Raw genomic sequence first — 3953 nt, forward strand, 5'->3', positions numbered from 1 at the left:
GCATTGTTATGCTCAACCGTCATCTTGGCAGAATAAGGTTCACTGCATACAGCCGCACGAATTCCAGGCACTTTATTCGCTGCAAGAGAAATACCGATTCCTGTTCCGCAGATCAATACACCTTTATCCGCTTCGCCTCTCATGATCGCTTCCGCAACCTTTAACCCAGGCTCCGGATAATTCACTTTCACATTCGGATCCTGTGCTCCGAAATCTATACATTCATAGCCCTTCTCTGTTAAATATTTAAGAAGTTCATTCTTAAGATCAATCGCTGCATGATCGCAGCCAAATGCTACTTTCATTCCCCTATTCCTCCGATATCCTTATTTAGGCTGAATATAGCCTTTTGCAGTTAACATCTCTGCACAAAGTACAGCTCCGCCGGCTGCACCGCGAATCGTATTATGAGATAAGCCGACAAATTTATAATCATATAATGTGTCTTCACGAAGTCTTCCGACAGAAACGCCCATTCCGTTTTCATAATCGACATCAAGGCTGATCTGTGGACGATTGTCCTCTTCCAAATACTGGATAAACTGCTTTGGAGCACTTGGAAGATTTAATTCCTGAGGTTCTCCTTTAAATTTACGAAGACGATCAATTAATTCTTCTTTTGTAGGTTTCTTTGCAAATTTTACAAATACGGCAGCTGTGTGACCATTTAAAATCGGCACACGGATACACTGTGTTGTGATCACAGGTGCATCTGCTTTTACGATCACACCATCTTTAATCTCACCCCAGAGTCTGAGAGGTTCCTGTTCGCTCTTCTCTTCCTCTCCGCCAATATAAGGGATAATATTGCCAACCATCTCCGGCCATTCGTTAAATGTTTTTCCGGCACCGGAAATAGCCTGATATGTTGTTGCCACAACTTCTGTCGGTTCAAATTCTTTCCATGCTGTAAGAACCGGAGCATAGCTCTGAATTGAGCAGTTTGGTTTTACAGCAACAAAACCACGGGTTGTACCGAGACGTTTCTTCTGATGCTCGATTACTGCAAAATGTTCCGGGTTGATTTCAGGAACGACCATCGGTACATCCGGAGTCCAACGATGCGCGCTATTGTTGGAAACAACCGGTGTCTCTGTCTTTGCATAGGCATCCTCGATCGCACGGATTTCTTCTTTTGTCATATCTACAGCACTGAAAACGAAATCAACTTCAGCAGCTACCTTCTCAACTTCATTCACATTCATAACATTCAGTTTTTTAACACCTTCCGGCATCGGTGTGGTCATCTTCCAGCGATCACCGACAGCTTCCTCATATGTCTTTCCTGCTGAACGCGGACTTGCTGCAACTGCAACTACTTCATACCATGGATGATTTTCAAGAAGAGAAATAAATCTCTGTCCTACCATTCCTGTCGCTCCAAGTATTCCCACTCTTAATTTCTTTTCCATTGTAGTATCTCCTTTTATGTTTATTACTCTATGTCATTCAGATGTCCGTCTGAAAAATACATTTGTGTGTACTCGAACAATGTTACACGATATCCTACGAAAAAGCAAGTCTTTTTTCTAGTTTTTTTCCAATTTTGAGTAAAATTGTCCTGAACTTGTCAAATAATAGGCATAATCTGTATCCAGACAGTAGATGACCATCTTTCCGCCGAAGGAATACCCGCAATCAAGTCCAATGCGGTTCTTGTCCTTCCATATTTCCGTGGAATCCAGCGGTTCTCCCCGGTCTTCACGGATAATAAGGGAAAAAGTATGCCCGAAAAAGACCCTGACTTCCGGATCATCCAGATCAAGGGGCTGCCCGTAAAACTTTTTCTGTTCCCAGAACATCCGGAAATCCTCCTGCTGCCGCATCAGATCCTCCAGTGAATCATATTGTATGTGATCTGTTGAAATACCCGCATGTACCAGTATATTTTTTCCTATGATTTTATACTTCGGACATCTTCGCAAATAGTCCACAATCTCTGCTTTTTCTTCCTCCGGCAGCTCATTATATTGTTCGTAAGTCTCCTTACCCCCATGACCGATCCAGAATGAAAACACCTGTTCATCCGTTAAGTCACTTGTATTCTTATAAACATTCCATAAAAAGCCAAGTTCGTGATTACCGAGCAAAAGTTCCATATTCGGGTGGTCCATAATATATTTCAAAACAGCGATCGGCTCATCACCCCTGTCAACTGCATCTCCGATAATATAAAGAAAGTCATCCTCCCCAAAATGTATGTATTCCAGCATACGCTTAAACTCTTTAAAACATCCATGAATATCCGATGTTAAATAAATCATCTTCTCCGCCTCCTGTATGCGATATACGCAAAAAATTCTCTGACATAATAATTCAGAAGCAGTACCGGCTCTGATTTTGCCGCCATTCCCGAAACCTTGGACATGCCGATCATCCCGGCTGTTCTGACCGCCCGATAAAGATGAAATCCATTTGTCACAATGACATATTTTTTATCATCTCCCCCAATATTCATCGAGAACTGAAGATTTTCCCATGTACTCACAGATGCAGATTCCATCAAAATACGATCTTCGGAAATCCCCATCTCAATCAGAGTATTTTTTATACATTCTGCCTCTGTTATTTCTTCGTCCTTTCCCCTGCCTCCGGAAGCAATGACCCGTGTTTGAGGATTCTGATGCAAATAAGCAGCCCCCGCCTCAATTCGTCTGAGCAGAGACCGGGAAGGACGCCTTCCTTTTACCTGAGCACCAAGAATAATCACATAGTCTGCTCCCGATTCCGGTTTTGACCGGGCCATTGATAAAAATTTATATTCCTGAAATAGAAACAATGCAAAAAAAATACTCATCGGATACTTTATCCATCCGAGTATTCGCTTTGGAAGCCCGGATAATCCGATAAAAATTGTTCCTGAAAATAACCAAAACACAGAGAATGTTGTTTGAATTCCTGCATAGGATATAATAAGAGCATAATAAAACAAACTAAAAAGACCTGTTGCTTTTAATATTTTTTTCATAAAAACCTCTTTTTTTCTAATAGTCACTTCTATTCTAATAATTTTTCTGGCTAAAGTAAATAATATCTTTATTTTTTAACAAAAATACTATATAATACTAACTATATGTGAGAAAAAAACAGGAAGGTGATTTTATGAAGATAGGTAAAGTTTTTAAATTTATTTTGAGGACATTAACCACCGCCATCGCTATCGGAAGTATCGTGTACATTGTTAAAGATATCATGGATAAAAAAGCTTCAGATAACTTCGATGACACTTGGGATGATGATTTTGACGATGATTTTGACGATATGTTCGATGATGAAGAAACAGAGAAGGTTGTGCCTAATCGTGAATATGTAAAAATGGATCCTACGAAAATGTCTGCCGATACCTGTGAAGAATAATGAGGTGAAAATATGAGTGAATCAACAAAACATGTTACAGAACAAAAAATTTCATGGGAAGAATTACAGCAGATGATGGATGAAGATACGATTTTATCCGTTAAGATCAACGGTGTCGTTAATGCCGGTGTTATTGCCTATGTTCAGGGCGTGCGCGGTTTCATCCCGGCTTCCCAGCTTTCCACAAGCTATGTCGAAGATTTAAACGAATGGCTGAATAAAACAGTCGATGTAAAGATCATTACCGTTGATCCGGAACAGAAACGTCTTGTATTATCCGGCCGTGTTGTTGAACAGGAAAAGGCAGCAGCTGAAAAAGCAGCTCAGATCGATGCCGTTTCTGTTGGTGACATTTTTGACGGGACTGTTGAAAAAATCACTTCCTATGGTGCATTTATTCGTCTTGAAAACGGACTCAGCGGTCTTGTACACATCTCCCAGATGAGTACAAAACGTATTAAGACACCAAACGATGCTGTTCAGATCGGTGATTCTGTTAAAGTTAAAGTTATTCAGAAAAAAGAAGGCAAACTCAGCCTCAGCATGAAAGCTTTAATGACAGAAGAAGCTCCTGAAAGAACCTACGAAAAAGAAAC

At 40.5% G+C, this 3953-nt stretch carries 6 protein-coding genes; 2 read left to right on the forward strand and 4 right to left on the reverse strand.

Annotation, left to right across the window (positions count from 1 at the left end):
• The 4 genes from QZZ35_RS09760 to QZZ35_RS09775 all read right to left on the reverse strand — a co-directional run.
• Positions 1-305, reverse strand: a 305-nt coding sequence (locus QZZ35_RS09760; RefSeq protein WP_291237227.1) for an RpiB/LacA/LacB family sugar-phosphate isomerase, incomplete at its 3' end; no start/stop codon positions are given.
• A 21-nt stretch (positions 306-326) separates the two neighbouring features.
• On the reverse strand, positions 327-1412 hold the full coding sequence (gene asd / locus QZZ35_RS09765) for an aspartate-semialdehyde dehydrogenase (protein ID WP_291237228.1): 1086 nt from the start codon (positions 1410-1412) through the stop codon (positions 327-329).
• 117 nt (positions 1413-1529) lie between these two features.
• Positions 1530-2264 (reverse strand): metallophosphoesterase, encoded by a 735-nt coding sequence (locus tag QZZ35_RS09770; protein WP_291237229.1) that lies wholly within the window; start codon positions 2262-2264, stop codon positions 1530-1532.
• The gene (locus QZZ35_RS09775; protein WP_291237230.1) at positions 2261-2968 is read right to left on the reverse strand and encodes a YdcF family protein; all 708 of its coding nucleotides are present in this window, start codon (positions 2966-2968) and stop codon (positions 2261-2263) included. Before QZZ35_RS09775 ends, QZZ35_RS09770 begins: the two co-directional genes overlap by 4 nt.
• A gap of 134 nt (positions 2969-3102) precedes the next feature.
• On the opposite strand from QZZ35_RS09775, the gene QZZ35_RS09780 reads away from it, so the two are divergent.
• Together QZZ35_RS09780 and QZZ35_RS09785 are read left to right on the forward strand one after the other, a co-directional pair.
• On the forward strand, positions 3103-3357 hold the full coding sequence (locus QZZ35_RS09780; RefSeq protein ID WP_291237231.1) for a hypothetical protein: 255 nt from the start codon (positions 3103-3105) through the stop codon (positions 3355-3357).
• Between the two features lie 12 nt (positions 3358-3369).
• Positions 3370-3953 (forward strand): S1 RNA-binding domain-containing protein (locus QZZ35_RS09785; RefSeq protein ID WP_291237232.1); only part of this gene is annotated, 584 nt, incomplete at its 3' end.

This window comes from Frisingicoccus sp., assembly GCA_016298055.1.
Taxonomy (GTDB): Bacteria; Bacillota; Clostridia; order Lachnospirales; family Lachnospiraceae; genus Frisingicoccus.

Excerpts from the sequence above, each read along its gene's own strand:
- QZZ35_RS09775 (WP_291237230.1), bottom strand. The coding sequence starts at position 2,968 with ATGAAAAAAATATTAAAAGCAACAGGTCTTTTTAGTTTGTTTTATTAT.
- QZZ35_RS09770 (WP_291237229.1), bottom strand. The coding sequence starts at position 2,264 with ATGATTTATTTAACATCGGATATTCATGGATGTTTTAAAGAGTTTAAG.
- asd (WP_291237228.1), bottom strand. The coding sequence starts at position 1,412 with ATGGAAAAGAAATTAAGAGTGGGAATACTTGGAGCGACAGGAATGGTA.
- QZZ35_RS09780 (WP_291237231.1), top strand. The coding sequence starts at position 3,103 with ATGAAGATAGGTAAAGTTTTTAAATTTATTTTGAGGACATTAACCACC.